Raw genomic sequence first — 24876 nt, 5'->3', positions numbered from 1 at the left:
ATCTAACCCAGTCGTATCGCGGCGCCGCCGAGGTCTGCGGCGTCTCGCATAACACGGTCCGCTCGTACGTGAAAGGCCGCCAGGAAGTCGCGCAAGCGCCGGTGGCGCGGAAGCGTGGCAGGATCACCGACCCGTACCTGCCACAAATGAAGTCGCTGGTCGAACAGTCCCGGGGAAAGATCCGCGGGGCATCGTGCACGGAAAGTTCGTCGCGTTGGGCTATGCCGGCTCGATCCGCACCACCCGCTATGTGCTGGCCGGGCTGAAGAACAAATACCGGGCTCAAAACGCCCGGGTCCACCGCCCATGGGTCGCAGAGCCAGGGCCGTGGCTCCAGCGGGACTACGGAGACGGCCCTGTTGTTGACGGCGTCAAGACGGTGTTGTTCGTGGCTTGTCTGGCGTACTCACGCTTCCGAATCGTCATTCCCCTGCGGGATAAGACCATGCCGAGCGTGTTCGCCGCCCTGGACCGGTCATTCAGGCTCTTCAGCGGGGTCCCAACATACATTTTGACGGATCATATTCCGCGGAACATAATCGGTCTTCTGTGCCCGGTCTGGTCATGTGGCCCGTGCCGTGGGTGAGTCATATTTTGCGCAGGTTTCTGGCTTTGGGCCGCTGTTCCATGGCACATAACGGTTGGCCGGGGCAATGGTGGTTACTTCGCTTTCTTTGATTGAGAAGGGAAGCCGCCATGTTGGAGGAGTATTTCTTTCAGCCGTCCACCTGTCGACCTGTACCGTCGCTCTTGGATCGGCGCGGAGATCGAGGCTTATGTTGTTTGGCTGGCCGGGCACCATTATTCGGACCGGTGTATCTGGAGGCGGGTCCCACCTGTCTTCGCGTTTGGTGAGTTTGCCAGTGCCGAGGTGCCACCGGTATTCGGGAGCTGCCTGCCCACGTGGACGCGTTCGTGGAGGATCGGGTAGCGCGTCATCATGAGAGGACGGGGTCGTCCCAGTCGATGGCCGGATGCGCCGTCGAATGATGATTAACTGAACGGATGACGTCGCACTTCTACCGCCCAGCAGAGGGCCACCGGCTTCCGCACGATCCCTTCAATGCAATAGTCGGGCCGCGTCCGATCGGTTGGATTGGCACACTTTCCCCTGCCGGCGTTCGAAATCTCGCACCGTACAGCTTCTTCAATGCATTCTCCTACACGCCGCCGCTCATTGGCTTCTCGAGTACCGTCCGCAAGCACACCGCACGCAACGCTGAGCTGAGCGGTGAGTTCACCTGGAACCTCGTCACGCGCGCACTCGCAGAGCAGATGAACGCAACGTCAACGACGGCCGACATTGATGAATTCGTCGCATCCGCCCTGGAAGCCGCTGACTCTGTTGAAATCAGTGCGCCCCGCGTCGCTGCCTCTCCCGTGAGCTTCGAGTGCCGGGTCAGTGACATCATTCCTTTGCGCGGTGCCGACGGGCACACGTCTACCGGGGTGCTCACGATCGGGGAAGTCGTCGCGGTGCACATCGATGAGGCCATGATTCCCGACGGGATTTATCAGACGGCCCTCGCCCACCCTGTGCTGCGCGCAGGCGGGCCAAGCGCCTACTTCGAGGTCCTTGCCGAGGGCCGCTTTGATCTCGTGAGGCCGCGCTAGAACTTCATGTCTGTAGATCAGCCCGGACGACTTCTGTGGCGCTCTTGAGGCCGACAGGCGAAGCCGGGGGTCCTGTCCGAAGGGGAACGGCTACCGGGACCGCCTTGAGTCTTGCATGGATATTTCCTGCTGCGCATCGCCGCTGGGCGCATTCGAATTGTATGGATGGCTCCCTGGTAGCTGTTTGGCTGCCCGTGATCGTCCTTATCCCTTTCATGGGTATTTGGGGATATAGCGTCGTCGACTTCAGCCGTACCGACGAACAAGACATGCGCACGTTTTCCAAGGAGATTTGGATCGTATTCTTGATCTTGGGAAGTGTCGTCGGCGGAATTGGGCGGCTTCTGGCTGGAAGACCTGTCATCCGCCAACTCTCCGCCGGCGAGGCAACGCTGGCCGGTGGCCGCGCACACGAGGACACCCCCACCACCGGACACGGCACTGTGCCTTGGGTAACCGCGCCAGACGGAGCCGGAGTGGCCGCGAAGTTGAAAGACTCCGGTTTTCTCTGAGCTCGACCGTCACCGGGATTGGCTCATTGGCCACGGTCACGGTCACGCCATGGGACCATGCACGAAGGAGAACCGTCCTACTGCACCCGCGATCCAATGCCAGTCCTGCCGCGGAACCTACGCCCGGCGTCCGCAAGACAAGGCGGCGAGTTGGCTGTCTGATCTGGGCCCACGCCCACGAGGGACCCGCTGGGAGTTTGCGAGCAGTGGGAGCGGGTGGGGAACGACGGCGGCTGCCGGGCTTCCGCTGGGAGCCCGGCAGCCGCCGTCGTGCTTCGGCAACGCCGCAGCACCTTCCGAGGCTCTCGGTGATTGGTACCAGCCACGACCTTGAAGTACATCGCCCGGGGGTGCAGTATCTAACGTCTCGAAGTTGGGGAGTGGCCCGGCCAGACCCGCCGGTCGATCCCCAATCGCTCCCCAGCCTCACGGGGCCGCGCGGGGCCCCAGGTCGAGACCGGGCTATGCTCTAAATGGAAAGAGGAGGAGTCCATGCCAACCTTCGGCACGCCGTCGCACATTGACCTGTCAGTATCCGATGCTGAGGGCAGCGCCCAGTGGTATTGCGAGGTGCTTGGCCTGCGGCGTGTACGCCGGGTCGACCTCGACAACCGCATCATGATCGTCCTGCGGCATCAGCCGACGGGATTGATCATCGGGCTCAACCAACACAAAGTGGTGCCGGTCGGCCGCTTCGATGACCGGAATGTGGGGCTGGACCACATCGGCTTCAACGTCGCCGAACGGGCAGACCTGGACGCTTGGCAGAAGGAACTTGCGGACCGGGGCGTGGTCCACTCCCCCGCCGAAGACACGGCCAACGGCGCGGCCCTGGTGTTCCGCGATCCCGACAACATCCAACTCGAATTCTGGTGGACCCGGCCACAATGATGGCGGGGTCATTTCACGCGCTGAGGCAGCCCGACCGGGCAATGGCGCCGAGCGGGTGCGCAACCAGGGCGTGGTCATCACAGTATTCCAAGGCAGCGGCAAGGTAGGCTGCGCCGTCGCAACGGCACTCTCCCACGGCCCTCGCCTCAGCCCAAACAGCGGCACCGCCCCAAAGCCCTCACCCGACAGCACCGACCACACCCTGGATTCTGAAGAGCCGTATTGTCCCTGATCGAGGATGCAGCGTCGGCCGTTGCGTCGCTGACCTCGTAACAGGAACCACCCCAACAATGCGAAACTGAAGCTCGCCGTTATCAACGGTGCGACCGCCTTGCAATTGGAACCAATGATGGCATTCCCATAGGGGGCGATCCGCTCGTCGTCCGGCAAGGGGTGTGTCCGGAGTGCCACTTTGGAACGTCCCGTAAGCGGGTCCCTCACCAGACAAACGCCCCCCTGACCTGCGCTATTGTTTGAGCAGCTGGCGCAGTGTCCGCTTGTCCCGTCCGGTGACCCGTCCCGGTGACCGGGCAACATACGGTACGTTCCTGCCACTCAGTGATTCGCGCTCCGGCGAATCTATTTTGAGTTCGCAGCTTGACGGCTCAAAACGATCGTGTTTCATACGGCTTCTGCTCCATTTTCGGTCCCGCGAACAGTGGGAATTGGCCGACTTTTCCATCGACTCCCGCAGGCAAACCGGCACCAAAAGACCCCTTCGCGGCAGGCCAAGGCAATCGGGCCAGCCCGAGCCAAACCACCCCCTGATATACGACTTGACCTTGCATGAGTACAGGGCGGGTGAAGGAGCTTGGGTGCGGTGAAAGCCGTCTTTACACGATTCCGGTAGCTCCGAGCAAGGTACCGACAAGGTAGGTCGCTGCAAGGGCCAGCGCACCGCCCACGACGAGCCGGATGGCGGCGACACGCTTGGAGCTTCCACCGATGTAGGCACTAAGCATTCCGGCGAGGCCCAATGCAACCAAGACCGCCACAAACGTCACCGGGACGCGCCACCCCGCTGGAGGGAGCAATATGGCAAGCATCGGCAAGATGGCACCAACCGCAAACGCCGCGGCCGAGGCATAGGCCGCGTGCCAGGGGTTGACGACTTCGGCTTCATCGATGTTCAGCTCCGCCGAGAGGTGGGCTGCCAGGGCATCATGTTCGGTGAGTTCCTGGGCCACCCGGGCCGCGGTTTCCCGGCTCATGCCCTTAGCCTGGTAGATGCCGGCAAGTTCAGCCAATTCGGATTCGGGGTCCTCGGCGAGCTCCCGGCGTTCCTTCTCGATCAGTGCGTGTTGGCTATCGCGCTGGCTGCTCACCGACACATATTCGCCCAGAGCCATGGAAATTGCGCCGCCGACGACGGCCGCCATGCCAGCGACCAGGATCGGGGCCGGGGCGTTGGTGACCCCGGCAACGCCGACGACCGTCGCGGCAACAGAGACAATTCCGTCGTTGGCGCCCAGCACTCCGGCGCGAAGCCAATTCAGGCGAGCAGCGAAGTTCGCGTTGTGAGGTTCATTGGGATGGGTATTCGTCGACTCCGTCATGACATCAGCTAACCACCCGCAGCACCCATGCCACCGCAACAGCCGATTTAAGACACGACCGCCTGTTGCCGTCACCCACGACGGCGCTCCCTTGCCTGTCGCGGAGAAGTCACCTCGCCGGTGACGGGTCTGTCAAGTTTTCCGTCTAATTGGTTTTGATGTTATTTCTTGCCGGCGGACAGGCGTCCGTCGAAGGTGACTTCGAAGGCGTTGAGTGCGGCGATTTCGGCCAGAACGATCCAAGTGAACTTGAATCCCGGAAAGCAGCCCGCGGGCACGGTCTGAGTTGACGTCATCAGGGTCAGACCAAGCCGGCTCCGGTGGAACCTTCTGTGGGGGCTGCCTGGCTGTGGCCCGGAAGGAGGCCGACTCGACGGACGCGGCGGATGTCTGTCAGAACTTCCTTGTAGGGTCGATGGTGAAGTGGCCAACCGTCCCCCAACAGCTTGGCCACTTCTCGATTTGGCAACCGTGAACTGCGGCCAGGTGCGGGCATGTTCCCCATGGGCAGTCCTGAACGCCAACAAGGACCCTACTGGACAGATACATAAGCATCCGTCCTGAACGACCTTGAAAGTTTCCGGCACCGGCGTTCGGATCACCCCCGTCATCCCTGCGCCGCGCGGGCGTAAGAAATCCGCAACCTCCCCGTCGTGGCCCCGGCTGGGTAGTTCGCTGGTTCACCCGCGGCCGGCCTTCCACACCATTCCGACAAGGCCGCCCACGGGAACCAAGGATTTGGCGCCGCCGCATTGAAAGTCTTCCAGGACCTGCTCCCGGTGCAGGCCGGCCAAGGGGGTGCTTGTCGACCGGACCCATGCTCACCCTCACGCAGCCGTCGGCCCGAGGGACTGCGTCAGGTGACGGTGAGCAGGGTGTACATGCCAGCGGCGTAATGGCCGGCGAAGTTGCACAGCAGTTCATAGCGTCCCGGCGGGAGGTTCACGCTGACCCAGCCGGAGGTGCGGGGCAGGATCCCCTGCCCCGCACCCTCGGCACAGGTGGCCGAGGCTTCGCCAAGGCTGCCTGCCTCGTCGATCTTCCCATCACCACCGATGGGCCGGGTGCCTGTCATCTGTTCTCCGGGCAGTGGCAGGATCACCATCTCATGGGTGTACCGACCCACGTTGGTGACCAGGAACCTCACTGAGCCGTGGGTAACAGTGGCATGGTCGGCGGTCAGCCCCATGCCACCCATTCTTCCCGGGCCACCCATCATGGGACCAGCCATGTCTGTCGTGGTGACGTGGACGATGGTTCCAGCGCTTCCGGGTGCGGCACAACCCGTGCCACCAGCAAGGCCTGCGCCGATCCGTTGCTGGCCCAGGAAGGCGACGGCGGCGATGGACAGCACTGTGAGGGCCAGCGTGGCAAGGACTCCAACCAGCAGCTGGCTTCGGGACAGCGGTGTCATGGCTTCCGCCTGAGGGCCGCCCGTCGCGCGGCGAGCTCCGTTTCGTCGGTTTCCCCACGGGCAAATCGTTCGTTAAGGATTCGTTCGGCCTCGTCACGGGGCGCACCAGTGAGGCCATGGGGTCCAGGTCCATCCTGGCCCCGGCCGCGACGGAGAAGCACGATCACCACGGTGACCAGGCCTCCCCAGAAGAGCATCATCACCAGTGCCATCAGTACCCGTGCCCCGGCTCCCCCACCGCCATCCCATCCGTACATCATGTGAAATCCTCACTCCTGGCCTATAGACGAAGTCTCACCCACTGCCGAACCACAGTGAAGGGCCCTTTGGCCCTGAAAGCCCTAGGTCGGCACTGACAGTTGTTGTACTCATTGCCCTCTTGCACGACTCAACCGTGGCGCTTCACCAACGGTCGTATTGCAGGTATTGGCAGACAGCACAGCGGCTGACCCCAGAATTGCGTGCGATATCAGTGACGGGGACAGGGGCACATGCGGCATTGTTCAGAACCAGGGCCCCGAGGTAGTCCTCAGGTTCCTGGGCCAGGACGTGGGGTGGCGGGGCAGATGCGGTGACGGTCCATCACCGGTACCGATCTCGATGACGGCACGCCAAAGTCCGGCGAGCAGGCACCTGAGGTCCTGGATTCCTTTGTTTGCGCACCGAAGCCGCCACCGCGCAGGTGACGGCCCCCTGCTCCGACGGCGACGGGTGCTGTGCGTCACTGTCAGGAGGGGGCGAGGGCGGCCAAGGCGGCGTGGAGCCGTGTGCCGGCGTCGTCGGCGATCTCACGAACTGCCGGGTAAGCGCTGAGCTGGACCATGGGCTGCGGGTCGATGGCCTCGATGGTGGTTTCGGTGGCGTCGTGGCCGCGTCGGACGACCACGTTGCAGGGCAGCAGGGCCCCCAGGGCTGGTTCGGCGGACAGGGCCCGGCGGGCCAGTGCCGGATTGCAGGCACCCGGGATGACATAGTCGCCCAGGGCGTCGGCGGCCTCGGCGCCGAGCTTGGCGGCAAAGGTCGCACGGACGTCGATCTCAGAGAGAATGCCAAATCCTTGCTCGGCGAGAGCCTCGCGGGTGCGCTGCACGGCCTTCTCCCAGGCCAGCGGGACGGTGACAGCGTGCGTACCGCTCATGGCCGCTCCTGCAAGGTCGGCGGGGCGCGCCTCAGGCGAGGGACAGAAAGAGTTTCTCCAGGTCCTTGGTGTCCATGGACGAGTCCCCGCGGACCAGGCATTGTTCGAGCCCGCTGGCGATGATGGCGAAACCCGCCCGGTCCAGGGCCTTGGAGACAGCTGCGAGCTGGGTGACGATGTCCTTGCAGTCCCGCCCCTCCTCCAGCATGCGCGTGACGCCGGCGAGCTGCCCCTGGGCGCGCTTGAGCCGGTTAATGACGGGGGTGAGGTCTGTCGAATCAAGTTCCATGGCGGACTCCAGAGCTGGGCGGGTGCTTCTGCTTATTCTATACCCGGGAGGGTATAGCTGCCAGCAGTGGCCTACCCGTGGCCGGCCGCGCACAGCCCGCTTACAAGATACCCTAGGGGGTATTATTGTTGGAGCTAGAGGAACGGAGAATTCGCTCCCGGAAACTCCCCCACCGCCCCATAAAGGAGAGCCCCATGCTTATCGAGCGCATTTACGATGAAGACCTTGCCCAGGCCAGCTATTTCATTGGCTGCCAGGCCAAGGGCGAGGCCCTCGTCGTTGACCCCCGCCGCGACATCGCCGTATACCAGTCCCTCGCGGCAGCAAATGGGATGAAGATCGTGGCCGTGACCGAGACCCACATCCACGCGGACTTCCTCTCCGGAACCCGTGAACTGGCCGCCGCGACCGGCGCCACCGCCTATGTCTCCGGCGAGGGCGGGGCGGACTGGCAGTACGGCTTTGAGGCCGAACGCCTGGGCGACAACGATGAGATCGTCCTGGGCAACATCACGGTCAAGGCCGTCCACACCCCCGGGCACACCCCGGAGCACCTGTCCTTTCTGGTCACCGACGGCGCATTCGCCGAGACCCCCGGCTACCTGCTCTCCGGGGACTTTGTCTTCTCCGGTGATCTGGGCCGCCCGGACCTGCTGGACGAGGCGGCCGGCGGGGTGGATACCCGCTTCGCCGGGGCCACGCAGCTCTTCGCCAGCCTGCGGGAGAAGTTCCTGACCCTGCCCGATCACGTCCAGGTCCACCCCGGCCACGGCGCGGGCAGCGCCTGCGGCAAGGCCCTGGGCGCCATCCCCTCCACCACCGTCGGCTACGAACGGCTCTACGCCTGGTGGGGCCCGTACCTGGCCGCCAACGACGAACAGGGCTTCATCAACGAACTCCTCGACGGCCAGCCCGACGCCCACGCCTACTTCGCCCGGATGAAACGCGAAAACCGCGATGGCCCGGCCGTGATGGGAGCCCGCGTGCCCCTGGGGGAACTTGCCACCACCGAGGTCGTGGCCGGCCTCGCCGCGGACACCGTGACCTTCGTCGACACCCGCTCGAACGTCGAAGTCCACGAAGGCACCGTCACCGGCTCCCTGAACATCCCGGCCGGCAAGTCCACGGCCAGCTTCGGCGCCTGGGTGGTCAACCCGGAAACCGACAAAAACCCGCTCGTGCTGCTGGCTCCGAACCAGGGAGCCGCGCAGGAAATGTGGGACCACCTGGTCCGCGTCGGCATCGACAAGATCGCCGGTTACGTCACCAGCCTCGAAGGCCTGCCCGCAAGCACGCCGAGGCTGATCCAACCCGAAGAACTCGAAGGCTTCGACGCCGCCATGGTCCTGGACGTCCGCAACCGCACCGAACACGCCGCCGGCCACATCCCCGGCTCCCACCAGCTCAGCGGCGGACGGGTGATGTGGAACCTGGACCATCTCCCGGCCGAGGGCACCATCGTCTCCTATTGCCAGAGCGGGGTCCGGAACTCGGTGGCGGCCAGCGCCCTGCGCCGTGCCGGCTACGACGTCGTCGAACTCGACGGCAGCTACGCAGGCTGGGCCACCTGGCAGCAGTCGCCGGACTCCGTTTTCAGCAACTGATCCAGGCACCACCTGAAGCAAATGACTGACTCACGTTGGCGGCGGTCCGGGACACCGGGCCGCCGCCAACGCATGTCCCGGACGAGCGGAGTACACAGATGACGCCCGGTAGCACCCCACTACCCCAAGACCGTGCCGTCCGGAGGGATACCCCGCGACGCACCGGCCTCTCGCTGGGCCTGCGACAGAACCTGGCCCAGTTCATGCTCCTCGTCGCCGTCAACGCCCTGGTCGGCGGCACGCTCGGCCAGGAACGCACCGTGCTGCCCCTGCTGGCCGGTCAGGTCTTCCACCTGGACCTCTACACCCCCGCCCTGACCTACATCCTGGCGTTCGGGCTGGCCAAGGCCGGCACCAACTATTTCGCCGGCACCCTCTCGGACCGCTACGGCCGCAAACCGGTCCTCGTGACCGGCTGGATCATTGCCCTCCCGGTCCCGCTGTTGCTGATCTTCGGACCTTCCTGGGGCTGGATCGTCGCAGCCAACGTTGTCCTGGGCATCAGCCAGGGCCTGACCTGGTCCACCACTGTGGTCATGAAGATGGACCTCGTCGGCCCCTCCCGGCGCGGCCTGGCCATGGGCCTGAACGAGGCCGCCGGATACCTCGGCGTCGCCGCCACAGCCCTGGCCACCGGCTACATCGCCGCCAACTACGGGCTCCGCCCGGGACCGTTCCTGCTCGGCGCCGCCTACATCGCCGTAGGCCTGGGCCTCTCTGTCTTCGCGGTGAAGGAAACCCGGGACCACGCCAGACTGGAGGCCGCCAACCACACCTCCGCCCACGCCGACGCCCACGGGAAGCTGGGGAACCGGGAAATCTTCACCCTCACCAGCTTCCGGGACAAGTCGCTGTCCTCGGTCAGCCAGGCCGGCATGGTCAACAACCTCAACGACGGCCTCTCGTGGGGTTTGTTCCCCGTGCTCTTCGCCGCCGCCGGACTGAGCATCGACAGGATCGGCATCCTCGCCGCCGTCTACCCGGCCGTCTGGGGCGCGGGCCAGCTCGTCACCGGGGCCCTGTCGGACAAGTACGGCCGCAAATGGCTGATCGTCGGCGGCATGCTCGTCCAGGCAGTCGCACTGGGAATGATCGCCCTCGGAACCGGCTTCGGGATCTGGCTTGCCGCCGCCATCCTCCTGGGCCTGGGAACGGCCATGGTCTACCCCACCCTGCTGGCAGCCATCGGCGACGTCGCCCACCCGGCCTGGCGGGCCCGCTCGGTCGGCATCTACCGGCTCTGGCGCGACGGCGGATTCGCCGTCGGCGCCCTCCTCGCCGGCATCCTCGCGGACGCCTTCGGCATCCCGACAGCCGTCGCCGCCGTGGGCGCTCTCACCGCACTCTCGGGAATCCTCGTGGCTGTCCGGATGCGCGCCACAGACCACCAACGCGCCGGCTAAGAACGAGCACTGGCACCAGTACGGACCACCAGCACCGGGCAATGGGCCTGGTGCACCGTGAGGCTTGATACCGAGGCCAGGAGCATTCCTGCGAAACCGCCATGACCACGCGATCCGACGACCAAGAGGTCTGCCCCGGCGGCCGCCTTGGGGAGCACTTCCGCTGGATGCCCCTCCGTCACCTCACCGGTGACCCCCGCCCCGGCCTCGGATGGCCGCCGCATCGCATCAGCATGTACACGCCGGGCGTTGTCCCCAAACGCCTCAGGGTCCCCAGCCTTGCCGGCGGCGTCCCCTATGACGGGAAGTGCCACGCCGTGACAACGTGGACCTGCCTGGACCGCAAGCGCGCCTCTTCAGGGGCCCATTCAAGAGGTGCCACCGACGAGTCCGACCCGTCGACCCTGACAACAATTCGGAAAAACCGCTTCTGCCACCATCATTCCTCCCTGTATGGAAACCGTGTCTTCATATGGAAACCGTGTCTTCGCGGCACGACGTGCAAAGCTGCCAGTTCCCTGCCAGCCGGAGGGTGCAGGAATTCCAAGAGTTCCGTCTGCGGGAAGCCCCACCCGGGCACCTGGCTTCAGCCCAACATCGTTTCTCGAAGAACCCTCCTCAACCGTCATGGCACCGCAACTCCGGTCCGGTTCAGGCACGGCCTGTGAGGATCAGGTTCCGGTACATGAACGGCAGGCCTTAGCGTTTTAGCAGCCACATGTCACGGCGTTCCTTGGTGCTGTCAATAAAGGGATGGCTGGGAGCCGGCCGGAGTGGATAATCGAACTCCGCGAGCAGCATCTTGGCGCGAGCCGTTGCCAGCGGGCAGGAGGAGTATCCGCTGTACCGGGCCGCGGGAACTGCCCCGTTGATGGCGACCAGAAGATTTTTCACCAGCACCGGGGCCTGATTTCGGACTGCCGCCCCGGCTTTTGAGTTCGGTGTGGATCCGGCATCACCCAGGGCAAGGATTTCGGGATGGCGGACGTGTTGCACGGTGGTACTGTCCACCTCGACGCATCCGGCCGGTGGGCCGGATCGGCCAGCGGTGTGCGCTTGAGCCAGTCGGGGGCCGGCTGCGGCGGCGCTGCGTGCAGCAAATCGTAGTGCAGCGATTCCCTGGTCCCTTCTTAGTTGTCCGCAATGACCGCGGTCCGGGAGAAATGATCCACTTCCACCATTTCGCTGTGGAAGCGGACCTCGATTCCCTCATCGGCCACCATGCGGTCGAGTCCATCGGAGAAGACCTTAATCGAAGACCTTGACCCCGAACATGACCGGCGTCAGAAGAAGCAACACCACACGGGTGTCCTCCAGCTCCCCCTGGCTGCGCCAGAAGTCTGCCGCAAGGTAGGCAATCATCTGTGGAGCTCCGGCACATTTGATCGGCCCGGACGGCTGCGTAAAGACGGCCGTGCCTGAAGTCAGGTTCTTGATCATGTCCCAGGTCTTGGGGGGGCAAGGTCGTAGCGGTAGTTACTTGAGGCTGCAGGCGACTCGATGGCCCAGGCCATGCCGGGGACCTTGTCCCAGTCGAGCTGAATTCCCGGGCTGACCACGAGGTAGTCGTACGTAACCGTCCCGCCGGAGGCGAGAACGACGCCTCCCCCTACCAGGGTCCACAAAGGCTGGTAGCAGTGCACGCCGCTTGGCTCGATCAGACCGATGTCAGTCCGTCCGGAATGACGGAGTCTCGCTGCGACACCCACACCGGCATTGCCGCCGCCAAGGATCAGAATCTCGTGATGGATGCCAATGCGCAAACCCTTCCGCTGATTCAAGCGCTGCCCCTAGGCCCACAGCGGGCTGGCACAGGATCTCCCGCTCCGGGACCTCAGCCGACCCTGTTCCACGTACTCAAGCCGCATACGATACCCCATGGGGTATACTGATAAGACCATCCAGCCAGCTAAAGGGAGTAACCAGATGTGCCGTGCCGTGACTTGTAAGAAATGCGGGAAGACGACGTGGGCGGGCTGCGGGCAGCACGTTGATCAGGTGATGCGTGGGGTTCCGGCCTCCCAGCGGTGCCGCGGGCATGAGAACGAGGAGCCGGCCGGCAAGGGCTTCTTTGCGAAGCTGTTCGGACGGTAGGTCGACCCGCCCGGCACCCGAGCACAGGCGTTGAAGGAACAGTGAAGCGCCGGAGGACATGTCCTCCGGCGCTTCACTGTTCCTTTGGCAGTCGCTCTTAGGACAGGAGTGCCTGGATAGCGACGTAGGCGGCGATCGCCAGGACCAGGACGGCAAAGCCGCGTTTGAGGGTCTTGTCGGGAATCCTGGTGCCGATCCGCCCGGCTGCGAGGGAGGCGGCCATCGCCGCTATGGCAAAGGCTGCGGTGACGGCCCAGTCGATCTGCAGATCAGCGAGGTGGGCGGCGAAGCCGGCGGCCGAGTTGATGACGATGATGACCAGGGATGTTCCCACGGTCAAGGCCATCGGGAGGCCCAGGACCAGGGTCAGGGCGGGGACGATCAGGAAGCCGCCGCCGACGCCGAGCAGGCCGGTGAGGAAGCCCACGACGGCGCCGGTGGCGATCGCCTTGGGCAGGCAGCTGCGCCAGTGAACCCCGCCGCCGGGCAGCGCGCAGGACCCGCCGGCGGTTTTGGAGGGCATCAGCATCCTGATGCCGGCGAAGACCATGATCGCGGCGAAGGCCAGGAGCAGGATCTTCGGGTCCAGGAGCCGGTTGACGGCCGCGCCGAGGTAGGCGGTGGCGGTGCCGGCGGCGCCGATGATCAGCGCCAGGCGCCAGTTCACCCCGGTCCGCAGGCGGGGCAGCACCGCGACGGCGGAGGATGCGCCGACGACGACCAGCGACGTCGGGATCGCCGCGGCAAGCGGCAGTCCGACCCCGTAGACCAGGGCGGGGACGGCGAGGATGGATCCGCCACCTCCTACCAGGCCCAGCAGGGCGCCGACGAGCAGCCCGAACGCCGCCGCGGTGAGGATCATGCCCGGGTGTCCAGGTTCTTCAGGGCCTGGTGGGCGGTGGGTTCGTTGGCGGAGCGGTTCCACGGCATCTTGGAGAGCATCTGGCCCATGGCGCAGCTGTTGGTGGCGGCGGAGAACGTCAGCCCGGCGCCGATGCCGCCGGCCACCAGGGACAGCTTCGGTGAGGCAAATTTCGCCGCCACGATGCTGGCGAGGACCAGGGAGCCTGCGGTCATCCGGACCTGGCGTTCCAGGGCCCAGGGCCCACGGCCGCGGACAACGTTGCCGCCGGCCGCGGCGTAGGCGGGGACGCCCCCGGTCAGGACGCTGGCGCCGGCCAGGCCCACGGAGTCCAGGTGTTTGCGGGCCTGCTCGGCCCGGTTGCCGGACTGGCAGACCAGGACCACGCGGGTGCCCAGCTTTGCCGCGAATTCTTCGGTGTGCTCGCTGAGCATCGGAAGCGGCACATGGTAGGAGCCCTTGATGTGCAGGGCATCGAATTCCGCTCCGCCGCGCACGTCGATGACCATCAGATCGTCGTGGTTCTCTTCCCAGGCCTTCAGCGTCGGGGCATCGATGGACTGGGGTGCGGACTCAACGGGGGTGGTCTTCAAGGAAGTCATGATCTCTTTCGGTATGTCTTGGAACATTTCTGCTGGCGGCCCCGCATTTGCGGGCAGCCGCCGTCCTCCGCCCGGCTCCCCGTGTCAGGAACACGGTCCGGGCAGGTGGCAACCCGGACGGCGCATAGGGGGGTGCGCCGTCCGGGCGGTCTGGTGGGGTCAGCCGGTGGGGAGGCCTGCGGCGGTCCAGTCGAGCATTCCGCCGGGGACGGTGTAGGCCGTGAAGCCGGCCGCCGTGAGCTGGTCCGCGGCCGCAGCGCTGCGGCGTCCGCTGCGGCACACCGCGACGACGGGTCGGGACTTGTCCAGCTCGTCCAGGCGGCCGGCCAGTTCGCCCAGGGCGATGTGCCTGGCGCCGGCGATCATGCCTTCGGCGACTTCAGCTGTTTCCCGGACATCGACAATCTGGGCGTCGCCGCCGTTCTTGAGCTGCTCCGCGAGCTGCTGGGGGGTGATTTCCATGGACTGAACCTTTCGGTAGGACGGGGCGGTCGTGCTGGATATGTGGGCTGGGCGCCGTTGCCCTGGCGGTGGCCGGAGCCAGCTTAGGTCAGTCGCAGGAAAAGTGTGCGGACTTCCGCAAGGGTGGGTTTCTGGACCACCAGTCCCGGCTGCACGCCGACTGCCGTGGGGTCGTCCGCGGGCTCGGTGAGGCACTCGCGCATAGCCGCCGAGATCAGTTCGAATCCGGCCCTGTCCAGGGCGCCGCGGACCGCCGAGAGCTGGGTGACGACATTGCGGCAATCCGCCCCGGATTCGAAGGCGGCAATCAACGCGGTGAGCTGTCCCCGGGCGCGCTTGAGGCGGTTGATCGTGCGGCGGCTGCCGGCGTCCGGGAGGTGCGGAGGTGGCGGGAAGTCAAGCGTGGAGGACATGGTCACTTACCGCGCCCCGGATAGTCAACCGGGTACCCGTTGCGGTACCACTCCGTGATGCCGCCCATGACATTTACCGCGTCATAGCCCTCAGCCGTGAGATGCGCCGTGGCCCGGGAGCTGCGGCCGCCCGAGGCGCACATCACATACACCGTCCGACCAGCCGGAACGTCACCGAGGGATTCCTGGAAACGCGAGAGCGGGATGTTCCTCGTTCCCGGGACGCAGGCCTCCGAGTACTCTTCCTCTTCCCTGACGTCGATGATGGAAACATCCGGCCCGAGTGCGGCCAGGTCGTCCACTGAAATGCTCTTCATGCTGGTGCCCTTTCATGGTCTCCGGCAGCCCGGGCGGGTAGTTGCCCTTCCATTATGATACCCCAGGGGGTATTAATGCAAAACGGAAAGGGCCTACCCTCTTGTTGTCAAGATACCCATGGGGGTATAAAATATTCCTATGGCAACCATCGACATTTCCGAAGCGACCTTCAACGACACCATCACCGGCAACGACATCGTCCTGGTGGACTTCTGGGCAGCCTGGTGCGGGCCCTGCCGAATGTTCGCCCCCACCTTCAGCAAAGCCTCCGACAACCACGCGGACGTCGTCTTCGCAAAGGTGGACACCGAGGCCGAGCCCGGCCTCTCCGCAGCCGCGCGCATCAGCTCCATCCCCACGCTGATGGCCTTCCGGGAGGGAATCCTGGTGTTCTCCCAGCCGGGGGCGATGAACGCAGCCGGGCTGGAACAGCTCATCACGGGCATCAAAGAGCTGGACATGGGAGAGGTCCGGGCAAAAATGGCAGCCGCCCCGGCGAGCTCGAAATAGAACCGGACCCCTGCTCCCGCCCGGGGAGTCCCGGGCATGCCCCACCGACGGATCGAGAAACACAATGAGCAGCGAACCAGCCATCACAGCCGCAGGCAGCGCAACGGCCGCCGGAGGCCGCGCGCCCGGGGAAAGCCAGGCAGTCCGGGTCGCGCACCTGGGCGGCGACCGCTTCGACATCAACATCCGCGGCCACGTCATCCGGACCGACCAGCCGATCGGCGACGGCGGCGAGGATACCGGCCCCACCCCCACGGAGCTGTTTATCGCCAGCCTCGCCGGCTGCGTCGCGTTCTACGCCCGCCGCTACCTGGAACGGCACGCCCTGCCCACCGAAGGCCTCGCCGTGAAGGCCGATTTCCACATGGGCTCGCGACCCGCACGCGTTGCCCGCATCAATGTACACCTCACCATCCCCGACGGCGTGCCCTCCGAACGCCGCGAGGCCCTGCTCGCCGTCGCCTCCCACTGCACCGTACACAACTCACTGACATCACTCCCTGAGATCTCGGTCGCCTTCGCCGGCAACCCCGAACAGCCAAACTCAAACCCCTGGGGTGCAGCCTGACGCGGCCGAGAAAGCGCCTACAGCCCAAACACGGCTGGGACCAGGCATGGATACTGACAGCCGGATCGAGGAAACAGTGGCGAGAGACAGCGGCCGGGCAATGGCCGGAGTGAGGCATCAGCTAAGCGGTGACTTCGCTCTGCTGCGACGCTGGAGGCCGGTCCGCAAGGCCCGTGCAGGCATCGCCGCGGTGGCCGCCGCGACTGTTGTCGTGTCGATGAACCACATGACGGGCCCAACCGGTGCCATGTGGTGGCATGCCGTGATTGTCGCAGCCGGTTCGATTCTGGCCGGCCTGCTGGTAGGCAGCTACCTCGGCGCACCCATCGGAGCCGAAGCCACTGTTTGCGACACCCGATGGCCCCTGACAGGTTTGACCGGACTGGTGATCGCAACATCCACCGACCCAGGGACCCTGGCCGCCCATCTGTTCACCAGCGCAGCCCCCATTCTTCTTGCCGCGGTGATACAGCCAGCCTTCGCCCTGCTGTCACTAGCCCTTCTGGGATGGGCGCTGCGGAAGCGTCTCCAACTCGAGCGGATGGCCCTGACGCCCTCCACCGGCGGGGCTTCCGGCGATGCGTGCACGGCCTGCCGGCCACTCTTTCCCGCCAGAACGGGCACCCTGAGAGGACCTTCCACCCCATATCGGCGCAGGTCACAGGCGGACGTAAGCCCACCCTTCCCACTGCCGCGTGGCCAGGTGCGCGATGGCAGCGGGGACCGAACCGACACCGGCGGACAATTCCCCCGGCTCCAGGCCCACAGAACGTAGGCTGTTCCCGCACGCAAGGATCCGGATACCTTGGGCGAGGACTTCACTGACCGACTCTTCCAGGGTCGATCCGGCGGCCAAGAGAGACACCCCGGGGCCTTGCACCACGACCTCGACGGGAACCCCCGCAGCGAGTGCGGCCACCGCGTTCGCCGCACTGCGCAGGGCGGCGGAGATTCCGGCACTGTCGGCCGGTCCCGCGGAATGGACCAGGAGACCGCGGGCAGCCCCCGCGTCCAGGGAATTGCCTGAAGATCCGGCGTCCGGCATGAAGGGCTCCTTTGTCGACGGCAGGGCTTCGACCCGGCCGAAACCTGCATCAGTTTGTCCCTTGCATGCTATGTGACAGCCAGGAAGGCCCTGTGAATAATACGACCGTGTGACTTTGACAGCGGCACTGTCGCAATGGCCGGCGCGCCGGAGTCTGGGGCGGCAGCCGCCTCGGCCCCGACATATCTGGTGGCGGCGGTGCCGCCCCGGACGATGAGCTTCAGGGGGCGGGCCCCGGCGGCCCATCAGGGTTCAGCACGGCGCGTGCTGTTGTCTCGTTTTTGGCAGTGGTGTGCCCCGACTGCAACAAGCTGTCACTACTGGCATTGGGCACCTCTGGCGCCGTATAATCCATCGCACCAATTTAGCCGTTCCTCGCCGCTGCCGCCGTCATCTTGCTGGGATGGTCCGTCCTCAAGCGGGCGGCTTCCCAGGCCCGGTGCCCGGTGCCGTCGACCAGGTCCGTTCGCTCCACATCCGGGAGGTATTGTCGGCGGAGGCCGGCGACGCGGCGCATGCCGGCACGGGCAGCGGAGATGCCCGGTGTGGCGCGATCGGAGTCGGCGGCCTGCCGACAGTCCACCCCGGGCACAGGGTAGATGCGGCCGTGCGGACCGGCGACCGACACTGACCGTGAAGAAGATCACTCCGCCCGTCCTCCGGCACACCAAGGTGATGCGGCTGCTCACAGCCGGGATCGACAGCACCGTCATCGCGTTCCTCGAGGTCTCTGATTATGCCGAGGCCTTCACCCCAGGCGCCCCGAGATTCCGGGCCAGGACCACCAACCTTGGCATAAGCAAGACATCGGCATAAAACGCACCAACCACGACAATGGCTTCGGGCAGTTCGTCGCGGATCGCGCTGGCGTAGCCGCGGAACGGGTCGGGGTTGGCGGCCTTGATCCCTGCCGCGAACGCGGGACCGCGTTCCTTGAGCCAGTCGCCGTGGAGGCCTTCCCCGACCGGCCCGCGACCAGGTCCAGCAGCCTTGCATGGACGTTGCCATGGGCGTCACGGGTGTGGTCAATGATGCCGGTGACCATTCCCGATCCAGGGAACCCGGCGTGCGTCCAGACATGCTCGTCGACCCCGAGCGCATCACTGCCGGCAAGGCGTTAGAGGCGTCCGACCCGGCGCCGACCCTCGGTCTCGATGCCCTTCAAGAGGACCCGCCACGAGACGCCGAGCTGGTGGGAGAGGGCGGAGACGGAGGCGTCGCATTTCTCCACGGCATCGGTTGCCCAGCGGATGGCACGGTTCGTCAGGATCGCCCGCTTGCCGGCCAGGGAGTGCTGTTCGCTGACGACTGTCGTGGGGCAGAGGCCGACCCGGCATTGCCATAACCGTTTGGCCCGGACGAGCCGGACGGGCCCGCCACAACAAGGGATGTCGTGAAGCCGGACCCGGCGCCGGCGATGTCCCACGGCAGCGACACCGCAGGCAGGGCAGCCGGTCAGGCCCTGGGCGGTTTGACCATGGACGATCAGGCCGGTGGCGGCCTGGGCAACAGCGGTCATATGAACGCCGGGAACACCCAGAAGGGCATCGGCACGCCCGCACCACCGTCCACATTCGCAGGAAGTAGGGTTGGACACGTCAGGGCTCCTGATGAAGTTGGAAGTTTGGTCGCTACCAATTCAAGGAGCCCCTGACGTTTCTCCCGGACCGCCACGCCGGGCATAGCCCAAACCCTGACACCTGGCCGGTCCTAACCACGCTTAGAGACGAAGGGCCGCTTATGGCATGGCCTTGAATTCGCCCGTTCCCGAGGAGCCTGATCGACGGTTGGAACAGTTGGCTGCCCAGGAGCGTGCAGCGACGTCGACGGTGCGGGCTCGGTGCTCGTTGATGCCGCGCCCGACCGCCACCACGGTCCACACCAGGGCGAACAGCCAGAGGAGCACGCTCGCCTGTGGGCGCACGGCGGCCAGGGCGATGAGGAGGCCAACGGCGATGATGTCCATGGCCAGTACGAGGCCATACCGGCTGCTGGGCTAGTTGGTTTCTGGCTGGCTCATGGCTTCTCTGCGGCCCTCCCGATGGTGGTGTCTGTTGATTCGTCCGTCTCCAGAAGGGCAGCAAGCTCCGAGAGCGCGGGGATGGCTTCTTCGATCAGGGTTTGGCGGTGGCGCGGCAGTCTGGACAAGGCGTCGGCCACGCGACGTTCATTGGCGTTCTGCCAGGCCTGCAACAATTCCGTCCCGGTTCTGGTCAGTCGCAGGTTCTGGGCGCGCCGGTCTCCGGGGCGCGGGGTGCGGCTGACCAACTGTGAAACCACCATTTGCTGGATCAAGTTGCTGACGGTGTTCGTCGCCAGGCGCTGTCGGGCGGCGAGCTCGCTGACGCCCAGATCGGGTTCGTCGGCAAGGCGCTGGAGGATTTCCACCTGTGCCATGGGCAGTGCCTCCCAGGGGAACTCATGTCGAACGCTCGAGCGCAGAACGCGACGCAACCGGGTGATGACGTCGGTCAGTGACCATGCATCTCCGACCCCGTGCAGTGGTTCGCTGGGGGGCTCGGGAAGCGCTTCTGCCGTGTGGGTCATGCGCCCATGCTATCTCTCTTGGTATTTTCTGACATAGAATATTTCTATGTCAGAACAACTTGCCCTGGGGGTTCCCGGTCCAAAAGCGTGGTGGAAACGACTCTTTCGTGAACCCGCCAGACCCGATTGGGTCCGACGCCGTCCCTCGGCGCCCTGGCTTGTGGTCGCCACGGTGTGCATTGGCGCGTTCATGGGCCAGCTGGACGCCAGCATCGTGACGCTGGCAATTCCCAGCATCAAGACGGACATGAATGCCTCCCTGGCCCAGGTTGAATGGGTCGCCCTGATCTACCTGCTGGTCCTGGTGGGCAGCATCTCCGCCATCGGCCGCCTCGCCGACATGCTCGGCCGCAAACTCCTGTACACCTACGGCTTCGGGCTCTTCACCCTGGCGTCGCTGGGATGCGCCCTGGCCCCGGACATCACTTGGCTGCTGGTGGCCCGCGCGATCCAGGCGGTCGGGGCGGCAATGTTGCAGGCCAACAGTGTTGCGCTGATCCGCACCAGCATGCCGGCGGGCAAGCTCGGCAAGGCGATCGGCCTGCAGGGCGCGGCCCAGGCAGTGGGCCTGGCCATGGGCCCCTCCGTCGGCGGACTCCTTGTCGGCGCGGGAGGCTGGCGCTGGGTGTTCTACGTCAACATCCCGGCCGGCATCATCGGCCTGGTGCTCGGCTGGTTCCTGCTCCCCCGCACCCACGTCAAGGCGCCCAAGGTCCGGCTGGACTGGGCCGGGCTGCTCCTGCTCATGCCAGCAACCGGCGCGCTCCTGCTGGCCCTCTCCGAGGCCTCACGGCTCGGATTCGCCAACCCCCTGGTCGCAGCACTGCTGTCCGCTTCCTTGGTACTTTTCACCGCTTTCGTCCTCTGGGAACGGCGGGCGCCCCACCCCTTGGTCGACATGGGGCTTTTCCGTGCGGGCACCTTCTCCCGGGGCATCACCACAGGCCTGCTCAGCTACCTGGTCCTTTTCGGCGTGCTCTTCGTGACGCCGTTGTATTTGGAAGCGGCGCATTCCATGCCGCCGGTGCAGGCCGGGTTGTTGTTGACCATCTTGCCCATCGGACTGGCACTGATCGCCCCCGTCGCCGGGACACTTGCGGACCGGCTTGGGGCCCGCGTCCCCACTACCGTCGGCATGGCCCTGGCGGCCGCCTCGTTGGCGGTCCTGGCCTTCTCCGGCGGAAATCTCTGGCTCGCCGGTTCCGCGCTAGGCGGGATCGGGGTGGGTCTGGGTTTGTTCACTCCGGCCAACAATGCCACCGTCGCCGCAGCCGGCCACACGCACCAAGCAGGTATGGTCAGCGGGGTGATGAACATGACCCGAGGCGTCGGCACCTCCCTGGGTGTAGCCTTCGGAGCCGTCCTCTACGTCTTGGCCTCCGGAACCGCAACAACCGGCGGACGCGCCCCCGCTTCCACTGCCGGATTCGAACTCGCGATCACAGTGTTCGCCGCCACAGCCTTGCTCGCCGCCATCCTGGCCGTCTCCGGCAAGCGGCAGGCCGGGTCCTGAAGGCTTCACGGGCACGGCACCCGACGGTACCTGCGTCGGGTGCCGTGCACCACCGACCCCCAGCGTTTCCGCAGCAAACCATGACAATGTGCACGATGACGACCCGCCGCGTCCCTCACTCACCGAACGGCACCCCATGACCAACCAGACATTCCTGCCCTCCCCGACGGTCAGCGCCTTTCACCTGGGCCCACTGACCATCCACTTCTACGCCCTTTGCATCATCGCCGGCATTGGGGTAGCCATTTGGCTCGGATCCAGGCGCTGGATCGCCCGGGGTGGGCGCCCCGGACAGGTCATGGACGTCTGCCTCTGGGCCGTTCCCGGCGGCATCATCGGCGGCCGGCTCTACCACGTCATCACCGATCCCGAACTGTATTTCCTACCCGGACGCAACCCGTGGAACGCGTTCGCCATCTGGGATGGTGGCCTGGGCATCTGGGGAGCCATCGCCCTGGGATGTGTGGGCGCCTGGATAGGCTGTCGCCGGGCCGGGGTGTCCCTGATCGCCTTCCTGGACGCCGTCGCCCCCGGCGTCATCTTCGCCCAAGCACTCGGGCGGTGGGGAAACTGGTTCAACAACGAACTCTACGGAGATCCGACAACACTGCCCTGGAAACTCCAAATCCATCAAATGGACACAGCCGCCGGAACCGCCGCCACGGACGCCTCAGGCCACGCGATCATCCTCGGCTACTACCAGCCGACATTCCTTTATGAATCACTCTGGTGTCTGGTCGTCGGGCTCGCCCTGCTCGCCCTGGACCGGCACTACAAGCTCGGCGCCGGTGCCGTCTTCGCCCTCTACGCCGGCGGCTACACGGCTGGACGGTTCGCCTTTGAGCTCATGCGCTCGGACTACGCGAACCTTATCCTCGGCCTTCGGGTCAATACCTGGGTCGCCGGACTGATCTGCCTGGCCGCAGCCACAGCATTCATGGTCCTGCGCACACGCCCACGCTCCACCGCCTACCCACCAACCGCAGGCCCCACAGGCACCCCGGGTACGCTGCACGTCCGGACAGGCACCAGCCAATAGCCGCGCACCACGCACCTGTGGCTTTCCACCGACTCCTTTTTATTCGGCCACCAACAACCACCCGTGTTGGTGCCCAACGAACACCCCCCCGCCGAGTCGATCTTGAAAGGCCCACAGACTGATGAAGTCAACAAGAAACCCAGTCTTCGATACGGCAAGCACTGTGGGCAGGCTGCTGCTCCTGATCGTCGTCAGCGTCGCCTGCGGGGCCCTGGTGGCGGGCCTGTTCGCCCCGGCAACCGCGCTGGCCGCCACGGTGGCCAATGACTCCATCAATATGTTCAATGACCTCCCGGCAGGCCTGGATGTGAATCCGCCCGCGCAGGCCACCAAAGTTCTCGCCAGCGACGGGTCCGTGATCGCGAGGTTCTATGCCGAGGACCGCCACAACGTGTCACTGGCCAACATGTCCCCGTTCATCAGGAACGGCATCGTCGCCATTGAGGATGCCCGGTTCTACCAGCATGGCGGCATCGACCCGACCGGCATCCTGCGCGCCATTGTCGCAACCGTCCAGGGCGGGCGCGAGGGCGCCTCCACCATCACCCAGCAGTACGTGAACAACGTGATCATCGAAAACCTGGTCACGGCCGGCAAGACGGACCAGGCGAAGCTGGGGGCCCAGAAGACCGTGGGTGACAAGCTCAAGGAAATGCGCATGGCCATCGCCATGGAGAAGAAATACTCCAAGGACCAGATCCTGCAGGGCTACCTGAACCTCATCTACTTCGGCAACGGCGCCTACGGCATCGAGGCGGCCGCGAAGCTGTACTTCAACACGACCGCGAAGAACCTGACCCTGCCCCAGGCCGCCGCGCTGGCCGGGGTGGTCAACAGCCCCTCGGTCTATGATCCCGTGGCGCACCCGGACAATGTGGTCACCCGCCGCAACGAGGTGCTGGGCAAGATGCTGGCCCAGAAGAAAATCACCCAAAAGCAGCACGACGCCGCCGTGAAGGCCCCGCTGACCCTGCACGTGAACAAGCCGTCCCAGGGCTGCGTTGCGGCGGCCATGGCACCGTACTTCTGCGACTACGTCCAGCAGCTGGTGCTCAACAACCCCGCCTACGGGGCCACCCCGGAGGACCGGGCCAAGTTCCTCTTCCAGGGCGGGCTGACCATCAAGACCACCCTCGACCCGAAGTTGCAAAAGGTCGCCCAGACCCGGGTGGATAACACCATGAGCCCCACGGACCCGCTGCAGCGCGGGGCCGACGTGGTCAGCGTCCAGCCCGGCACCGGCAAGGTCCTGACCATGGCGCAGAACACCGTGTACAACCCGGCGACGAAGCCGGGGAACTACATGGGCAACTTTTCCCTTCCGCTCAGGGACGCCAACGGCCAGCCACTGCACGGGTCCGGCGGCTTCCAGATCGGCTCCACGTTCAAGCCGTTCGTGTTTGCCGAATGGCTCAACAGCGGCCACTCCATGATGACCATGATCAACGGGGCGGTCCGGGACTACCCGCCGGGCTACCCGTGGAAGAACTCCTGCGGCACCACCACGGGCTTCTACGACCCGGCCAGCGGCACCACGCTGTTGCCCAACGACGACCCGGACCACTACTACCCGATGACCGCCTACCTGGGCCTGGCGATCTCCATCAACACCATCACCTTCCAGACGGCCACGCAGCTGGACTTTTGCAACATCCAAAAGATGGCCACGGCCGCCGGCGTCAAGAACGGCACCACGAACAAGCCCTACGACCTCTCCCACATTTCCAACCTGATCGGCTCGGAGAACGTGGCGCCGATCGACATGGCAACCGCGTATGCCACCTTTGCCGACGGCGGCGTGCGCTGCGAGCCGATCGCCCTGACATCGATCACCGACCCAACAGGCAAAAGCTACCCGGTGCCCTCGGCGAACTGCCAGCGGACCATGACCAAGGAAGTGGCGGCCGGGGTGACCTACGCCCTGCAGTACATGCTGGTGCACGGCTCCGGCTACGCGATCCCGCTCAACGACAAGGCCACCGCGTTCGCCAAGACCGGCACCTCGGACGGCAACGTCGAGACCTGGACCGTGGGCGCCAACTCCGGCATCGCCACGGCGGCCTGGTTCGGCAGCTACCAGGGCAACGGCCCCCAGTGGGTCAACCAGAACATCACCATTAACGGCGTCTACTACCCGAACATTGACGGCAACCAGCTGGCCGGCTCCAACTGGGCCGCGGTCATGAACGCCGCCGCCGGCAACCCCGCCTACCCGGTCCACCCGCTCACAAAGCCGCCGGCAAGCATGCTCAGCCAGACCGCCCCGCTGGTCGCCGGCACCAACGACCCCCTGGCCGGCAGCGGCGTCCCCGTAAAGCAGCAGCCCAATGCGGGCGGCACCCGAGACCAGGCGCCGGCGACCCGGTTGCCCGTAAAGACCCACGCCCCGGCCCCGACGAAACCCGGAAACCACAAGAAGAAGTAGCCAGGAACACGACACACTCAAAACGCAGCTCCAGCCGGCCGGCCGGGCCGGTGTCGC

The 24876-nt window shown here is 65.5% G+C and carries 31 protein-coding genes; 11 read left to right on the top strand and 20 right to left on the bottom strand.

Features of this window, described 5'->3' with window-relative positions; all coding sequences use genetic code 11:
* Positions 1–1005: 1005 nt before the first annotated feature.
* From LPN03_RS04255 to LPN03_RS04245, 3 genes are all read left to right on the top strand, one after another.
* On the top strand, positions 1006–1614 hold the full coding sequence (locus tag LPN03_RS04255; RefSeq protein ID WP_176636450.1) for a flavin reductase family protein: 609 nt from the start codon (positions 1006–1008) through the stop codon (positions 1612–1614).
* 194 nt (positions 1615–1808) lie between these two features.
* The gene (locus LPN03_RS04250) at positions 1809–2126 is read left to right on the top strand and encodes a hypothetical protein (protein WP_262453235.1); all 318 of its coding nucleotides are present in this window, start codon (positions 1809–1811) and stop codon (positions 2124–2126) included.
* A gap of 492 nt (positions 2127–2618) precedes the next feature.
* Positions 2619–3017, top strand: coding sequence for a VOC family protein (locus LPN03_RS04245; RefSeq protein WP_176636452.1), 399 nt, complete (start codon positions 2619–2621; stop codon positions 3015–3017).
* A gap of 833 nt (positions 3018–3850) precedes the next feature.
* Here LPN03_RS04245 and LPN03_RS04240 read toward each other — a convergent pair.
* The 5 genes from LPN03_RS04240 to LPN03_RS04220 form a co-directional block, all read right to left on the bottom strand.
* On the bottom strand, positions 3851–4573 hold the full coding sequence (locus tag LPN03_RS04240; RefSeq protein WP_176636453.1) for a VIT family protein: 723 nt from the start codon (positions 4571–4573) through the stop codon (positions 3851–3853).
* A gap of 161 nt (positions 4574–4734) precedes the next feature.
* The gene (locus LPN03_RS04235; protein ID WP_262453234.1) at positions 4735–4869 is read right to left on the bottom strand and encodes a hypothetical protein; all 135 of its coding nucleotides are present in this window, start codon (positions 4867–4869) and stop codon (positions 4735–4737) included.
* A gap of 560 nt (positions 4870–5429) precedes the next feature.
* Positions 5430–5987 (bottom strand): hypothetical protein, encoded by a 558-nt coding sequence (locus LPN03_RS04230; protein WP_262453233.1) that lies wholly within the window; start codon positions 5985–5987, stop codon positions 5430–5432.
* 727 nt (positions 5988–6714) lie between these two features.
* Entirely contained in the window at positions 6715–7125 is a 411-nt protein-coding gene (locus LPN03_RS04225; protein ID WP_176636455.1) for a DUF302 domain-containing protein, read from the bottom strand.
* Between the two features lie 31 nt (positions 7126–7156).
* Positions 7157–7414: a metal-sensitive transcriptional regulator gene (locus tag LPN03_RS04220; RefSeq protein ID WP_176636456.1), complete on the bottom strand. Its 258-nt coding sequence runs from the start codon at positions 7412–7414 to the stop codon at positions 7157–7159.
* Between the two features lie 194 nt (positions 7415–7608).
* Here LPN03_RS04220 and LPN03_RS04215 point away from each other — a divergent pair, with 194 nt between their 5' ends.
* Both LPN03_RS04215 and LPN03_RS04210 read left to right on the top strand, forming a co-directional pair.
* Complete coding sequence (locus LPN03_RS04215; RefSeq protein ID WP_176636457.1) at positions 7609–9018, top strand: MBL fold metallo-hydrolase; 1410 nt, start codon at positions 7609–7611, stop codon at positions 9016–9018.
* A gap of 203 nt (positions 9019–9221) precedes the next feature.
* Positions 9222–10421, top strand: a complete 1200-nt coding sequence (locus LPN03_RS04210) for an MFS transporter (RefSeq protein WP_262453237.1) — start codon at positions 9222–9224, stop codon at positions 10419–10421.
* Here LPN03_RS04210 and LPN03_RS04205 read toward each other — a convergent pair.
* The 10 genes from LPN03_RS04205 to LPN03_RS04175 form a co-directional block, all read right to left on the bottom strand.
* The gene (locus tag LPN03_RS04205) at positions 10418–10735 is read right to left on the bottom strand and encodes a universal stress protein (protein ID WP_262453232.1); all 318 of its coding nucleotides are present in this window, start codon (positions 10733–10735) and stop codon (positions 10418–10420) included. The genes LPN03_RS04210 and LPN03_RS04205 overlap by 4 nt on opposite strands.
* The gene (locus tag LPN03_RS20885; protein ID WP_410468555.1) at positions 10717–10803 is read right to left on the bottom strand and encodes a hypothetical protein; all 87 of its coding nucleotides are present in this window, start codon (positions 10801–10803) and stop codon (positions 10717–10719) included. Before LPN03_RS20885 ends, LPN03_RS04205 begins: the two co-directional genes overlap by 19 nt.
* Before the next feature lie 317 nt (positions 10804–11120).
* A complete protein-coding gene (locus LPN03_RS20780) occupies positions 11121–11417 on the bottom strand; it encodes a hypothetical protein (protein ID WP_316255318.1) in 297 nt (98 codons plus the stop codon).
* 252 nt (positions 11418–11669) lie between these two features.
* Positions 11670–11861, bottom strand: a complete 192-nt coding sequence (locus tag LPN03_RS20775; protein WP_316255316.1) for a hypothetical protein — start codon at positions 11859–11861, stop codon at positions 11670–11672.
* Entirely contained in the window at positions 11858–12202 is a 345-nt protein-coding gene (locus LPN03_RS20770; protein WP_316255314.1) for a hypothetical protein, read from the bottom strand. The genes LPN03_RS20775 and LPN03_RS20770 overlap by 4 nt, the downstream gene beginning before the upstream one ends.
* 410 nt (positions 12203–12612) lie before the next feature.
* Positions 12613–13377 (bottom strand): sulfite exporter TauE/SafE family protein, encoded by a 765-nt coding sequence (locus LPN03_RS04195; RefSeq protein WP_176636458.1) that lies wholly within the window; start codon positions 13375–13377, stop codon positions 12613–12615.
* Positions 13374–13979: a rhodanese-like domain-containing protein gene (locus LPN03_RS04190; RefSeq protein ID WP_262453231.1), complete on the bottom strand. Its 606-nt coding sequence runs from the start codon at positions 13977–13979 to the stop codon at positions 13374–13376. The genes LPN03_RS04195 and LPN03_RS04190 overlap by 4 nt, the downstream gene beginning before the upstream one ends.
* Positions 13980–14138: 159 nt before the next feature.
* Positions 14139–14441: a rhodanese-like domain-containing protein gene (locus LPN03_RS04185; RefSeq protein WP_176636460.1), complete on the bottom strand. Its 303-nt coding sequence runs from the start codon at positions 14439–14441 to the stop codon at positions 14139–14141.
* A gap of 83 nt (positions 14442–14524) precedes the next feature.
* A complete protein-coding gene (locus tag LPN03_RS04180) occupies positions 14525–14854 on the bottom strand; it encodes a metal-sensitive transcriptional regulator (protein WP_262453230.1) in 330 nt (109 codons plus the stop codon).
* A 2-nt stretch (positions 14855–14856) separates the two neighbouring features.
* A complete protein-coding gene (locus LPN03_RS04175; protein WP_176636462.1) occupies positions 14857–15171 on the bottom strand; it encodes a rhodanese-like domain-containing protein in 315 nt (104 codons plus the stop codon).
* Between the two features lie 139 nt (positions 15172–15310).
* Between LPN03_RS04175 and trxA the strand changes: the two genes are divergently transcribed.
* Both trxA and LPN03_RS04165 read left to right on the top strand, forming a co-directional pair.
* Entirely contained in the window at positions 15311–15682 is a 372-nt protein-coding gene (gene trxA, locus LPN03_RS04170) for a thioredoxin (protein WP_176636463.1), read from the top strand.
* A 64-nt stretch (positions 15683–15746) separates the two neighbouring features.
* Entirely contained in the window at positions 15747–16250 is a 504-nt protein-coding gene (locus LPN03_RS04165; protein WP_176636464.1) for an OsmC family protein, read from the top strand.
* Positions 16251–16908: 658 nt separating this feature from the next.
* Here LPN03_RS04165 and LPN03_RS04160 read toward each other — a convergent pair.
* Entirely contained in the window at positions 16909–17295 is a 387-nt protein-coding gene (locus tag LPN03_RS04160; protein ID WP_218064044.1) for a DsrE family protein, read from the bottom strand.
* A gap of 364 nt (positions 17296–17659) precedes the next feature.
* Positions 17660–17878: a hypothetical protein gene (locus LPN03_RS04155; protein ID WP_176636465.1), complete on the bottom strand. Its 219-nt coding sequence runs from the start codon at positions 17876–17878 to the stop codon at positions 17660–17662.
* A 50-nt stretch (positions 17879–17928) separates the two neighbouring features.
* Between LPN03_RS04155 and LPN03_RS04150 the strand changes: the two genes are divergently transcribed.
* Positions 17929–18111, top strand: a complete 183-nt coding sequence (locus tag LPN03_RS04150) for a hypothetical protein (RefSeq protein WP_176636466.1) — start codon at positions 17929–17931, stop codon at positions 18109–18111.
* A gap of 301 nt (positions 18112–18412) precedes the next feature.
* Here the strand turns inward: LPN03_RS04150 and LPN03_RS04145 are convergent, their stop codons facing one another.
* The 3 genes from LPN03_RS04145 to LPN03_RS04135 all read right to left on the bottom strand — a co-directional run bounded on the left by LPN03_RS04145 (position 18413) and on the right by LPN03_RS04135 (position 19842).
* Positions 18413–18892, bottom strand: coding sequence for a hypothetical protein (locus LPN03_RS04145; RefSeq protein WP_262453229.1), 480 nt, complete (start codon positions 18890–18892; stop codon positions 18413–18415).
* 141 nt (positions 18893–19033) lie between these two features.
* Positions 19034–19261, bottom strand: coding sequence for a hypothetical protein (locus LPN03_RS04140; RefSeq protein ID WP_176636468.1), 228 nt, complete (start codon positions 19259–19261; stop codon positions 19034–19036).
* A gap of 50 nt (positions 19262–19311) precedes the next feature.
* The gene (locus LPN03_RS04135) at positions 19312–19842 is read right to left on the bottom strand and encodes a MarR family winged helix-turn-helix transcriptional regulator (protein ID WP_176636469.1); all 531 of its coding nucleotides are present in this window, start codon (positions 19840–19842) and stop codon (positions 19312–19314) included.
* A gap of 46 nt (positions 19843–19888) precedes the next feature.
* On the opposite strand from LPN03_RS04135, the gene LPN03_RS04130 reads away from it, so the two are divergent.
* The 3 genes from LPN03_RS04130 (at position 19889) to LPN03_RS04120 (ending at position 24819) form a co-directional block, all read left to right on the top strand.
* On the top strand, positions 19889–21355 hold the full coding sequence (locus LPN03_RS04130) for a DHA2 family efflux MFS transporter permease subunit (RefSeq protein WP_176636470.1): 1467 nt from the start codon (positions 19889–19891) through the stop codon (positions 21353–21355).
* A gap of 136 nt (positions 21356–21491) precedes the next feature.
* Complete coding sequence (gene lgt / locus LPN03_RS04125; RefSeq protein ID WP_176636471.1) at positions 21492–22394, top strand: prolipoprotein diacylglyceryl transferase; 903 nt, start codon at positions 21492–21494, stop codon at positions 22392–22394.
* A 121-nt stretch (positions 22395–22515) separates the two neighbouring features.
* Positions 22516–24819, top strand: coding sequence for a transglycosylase domain-containing protein (locus LPN03_RS04120; protein WP_262453228.1), 2304 nt, complete (start codon positions 22516–22518; stop codon positions 24817–24819).
* Positions 24820–24876: the final 57 nt, after the last annotated feature.

Origin of the sequence: Arthrobacter sp. A2-55, assembly GCF_025548615.1 — a bacterium.
Classification (GTDB): domain Bacteria; phylum Actinomycetota; class Actinomycetes; order Actinomycetales; family Micrococcaceae; genus Specibacter; species Specibacter silviterrae.
The sequence above is the reverse complement of the archived record's forward strand: the minus strand, read 5'-3'. Positions and strand labels throughout refer to the sequence as shown.

What these genes read in the sequence shown, in the direction of transcription:
- LPN03_RS04255 (WP_176636450.1), top strand. Translation starts at nt 1,006, where the DNA reads ATGACGTCGCACTTCTACCGCCCAGCAGAGGGCCACCGGCTTCCGCAC.
- LPN03_RS04245 (WP_176636452.1), top strand. Translation starts at nt 2,619, where the DNA reads ATGCCAACCTTCGGCACGCCGTCGCACATTGACCTGTCAGTATCCGAT.
- LPN03_RS04240 (WP_176636453.1), bottom strand. Translation starts at nt 4,573, where the DNA reads ATGACGGAGTCGACGAATACCCATCCCAATGAACCTCACAACGCGAAC.
- LPN03_RS04235 (WP_262453234.1), bottom strand. Translation starts at nt 4,869, where the DNA reads ATGACGTCAACTCAGACCGTGCCCGCGGGCTGCTTTCCGGGATTCAAG.
- LPN03_RS04230 (WP_262453233.1), bottom strand. Translation starts at nt 5,987, where the DNA reads ATGACACCGCTGTCCCGAAGCCAGCTGCTGGTTGGAGTCCTTGCCACG.
- LPN03_RS04225 (WP_176636455.1), bottom strand. Translation starts at nt 7,125, where the DNA reads ATGAGCGGTACGCACGCTGTCACCGTCCCGCTGGCCTGGGAGAAGGCC.
- LPN03_RS04220 (WP_176636456.1), bottom strand. Translation starts at nt 7,414, where the DNA reads ATGGAACTTGATTCGACAGACCTCACCCCCGTCATTAACCGGCTCAAG.
- LPN03_RS04215 (WP_176636457.1), top strand. Translation starts at nt 7,609, where the DNA reads ATGCTTATCGAGCGCATTTACGATGAAGACCTTGCCCAGGCCAGCTAT.
- LPN03_RS04210 (WP_262453237.1), top strand. Translation starts at nt 9,222, where the DNA reads ATGCTCCTCGTCGCCGTCAACGCCCTGGTCGGCGGCACGCTCGGCCAG.
- LPN03_RS20775 (WP_316255316.1), bottom strand. Translation starts at nt 11,861, where the DNA reads ATGATCAAGAACCTGACTTCAGGCACGGCCGTCTTTACGCAGCCGTCC.
- LPN03_RS04195 (WP_176636458.1), bottom strand. Translation starts at nt 13,377, where the DNA reads ATGATCCTCACCGCGGCGGCGTTCGGGCTGCTCGTCGGCGCCCTGCTG.
- LPN03_RS04190 (WP_262453231.1), bottom strand. Translation starts at nt 13,979, where the DNA reads ATGACTTCCTTGAAGACCACCCCCGTTGAGTCCGCACCCCAGTCCATC.
- LPN03_RS04185 (WP_176636460.1), bottom strand. Translation starts at nt 14,441, where the DNA reads ATGGAAATCACCCCCCAGCAGCTCGCGGAGCAGCTCAAGAACGGCGGC.
- LPN03_RS04180 (WP_262453230.1), bottom strand. Translation starts at nt 14,854, where the DNA reads ATGTCCTCCACGCTTGACTTCCCGCCACCTCCGCACCTCCCGGACGCC.
- LPN03_RS04175 (WP_176636462.1), bottom strand. Translation starts at nt 15,171, where the DNA reads ATGAAGAGCATTTCAGTGGACGACCTGGCCGCACTCGGGCCGGATGTT.
- trxA (WP_176636463.1), top strand. Translation starts at nt 15,311, where the DNA reads ATGGCAACCATCGACATTTCCGAAGCGACCTTCAACGACACCATCACC.
- LPN03_RS04165 (WP_176636464.1), top strand. Translation starts at nt 15,747, where the DNA reads ATGAGCAGCGAACCAGCCATCACAGCCGCAGGCAGCGCAACGGCCGCC.
- LPN03_RS04160 (WP_218064044.1), bottom strand. Translation starts at nt 17,295, where the DNA reads ATGCCGGACGCCGGATCTTCAGGCAATTCCCTGGACGCGGGGGCTGCC.
- LPN03_RS04140 (WP_176636468.1), bottom strand. Translation starts at nt 19,261, where the DNA reads ATGGACATCATCGCCGTTGGCCTCCTCATCGCCCTGGCCGCCGTGCGC.
- LPN03_RS04135 (WP_176636469.1), bottom strand. Translation starts at nt 19,842, where the DNA reads ATGACCCACACGGCAGAAGCGCTTCCCGAGCCCCCCAGCGAACCACTG.
- LPN03_RS04130 (WP_176636470.1), top strand. Translation starts at nt 19,889, where the DNA reads ATGTCAGAACAACTTGCCCTGGGGGTTCCCGGTCCAAAAGCGTGGTGG.
- lgt (WP_176636471.1), top strand. Translation starts at nt 21,492, where the DNA reads ATGACCAACCAGACATTCCTGCCCTCCCCGACGGTCAGCGCCTTTCAC.
- LPN03_RS04120 (WP_262453228.1), top strand. Translation starts at nt 22,516, where the DNA reads ATGAAGTCAACAAGAAACCCAGTCTTCGATACGGCAAGCACTGTGGGC.